Source organism: Endozoicomonas numazuensis (assembly GCF_000722635.1).
Classification (GTDB): Bacteria; Pseudomonadota; Gammaproteobacteria; order Pseudomonadales; family Endozoicomonadaceae; genus Endozoicomonas_A; species Endozoicomonas_A numazuensis.
Window position 1 is genome coordinate 507,918 of the sequence record NZ_JOKH01000004.1, and the last position, 1,150, is coordinate 509,067.

Below are 1,150 nucleotides of genomic sequence, written 5' to 3' on the forward strand. Positions count from 1 at the left end.
GAAGTAAAAGCAGGGCTCGGTGAAGTGGGCTGGTTGTCGTCTATAGCGACAGAAGAGCTAACCACCACCATCGTTACCGTCGAAGTTGGCTGCAAGGTTGGTTGTTCGGTAAAAGTGAGCTCAGGCCGCTCTCCCAGAGAATAGAGCTCAAGGTCGTCTCGGTTGTTGCCTACCGCCAGCCAGGTGCCATTGGGGTGAAAGGCGAGAGAAAGCACCACACTCATATTGTTTGCCATTGTCAGGGTATCGAGCCGGGTCTGGTTAGTCGCCTCATACAGGTGAACCCTGGGGCCTTCGGCCACCGCATAATGTTCACCTCCGGGGTGGTACAATACAACGCGGGCGACCGCATCAAATGTCATGTTTTGAATCAGGGTAAAATGCCCCCCAGCCTCCCTGAACCAGAGGCGTGCCAGATTATCGCTACCGCCAGAAAGCAGTCGTTCGCCATCGGGGCTGAAGCTGAGGCCCCGCACGAAACTACTGTGCGCCGTCATATTAACGTAACTGATGTCACTGAGGTTAGTGAGGTTATGCACCCGAATATCGCCATCCCCGTAACCCGAAGCCAGCCATGGCCCTTGGCTGTCCAGTGCATACACGTCACTGGGGAATGCTCCCGGCAAGGGTATACCGACCGTTTTGTTCGCCGGGTTTATCAGTGATAGCTGGCTTCCGTGACCGTATGCCAACCAGGTACCATCCAGAATGAAGGTGTGAGCGCGAATATCTGCTAAATCTGCAAAATCTAAACGGTATTGCTCCATTAAATCGCCCTCATCGGTTGAGGCCAGAAAGGAGTAAAAAAACGTTAGAGCATTACTCAGTGCTACACAGCCCCCCCCCGAACAGATACTTGCACTCCGTAACGAATTTTCTACCAAATGTTGATGTCTAAGCCGATGAATGTTTTTCTGGGCAGGGGTGAGCGCGCTGGTATTGAAGTGCTGAGCAAACGTTTGTGAAGTGCCAACCAGTATAGTCCCTGTCATCACCAACTCAGAACCATCCGGTATAAAGCGGAGTGCTGTCACCCAAACTGGCGACCCATAGGCTCTGCCTTCTTCATCCAGCTCCATCAACTCAGTGGAATTGAACTTTATGGCCGGGCCGGGAATAAACCCCAGCCTTTCTGGCGCGCCACTGCCTT

At 53.0% G+C, this 1,150-nt stretch carries 1 protein-coding gene; it reads right to left on the minus strand.

Features of this window, described 5'->3' with window-relative positions; genetic code table 11:
* A partial coding sequence (locus GZ78_RS29570) for a WD40 repeat domain-containing protein (RefSeq protein ID WP_034839476.1) occupies positions 1-1,150 on the minus strand: 1,150 nt, incomplete at both ends.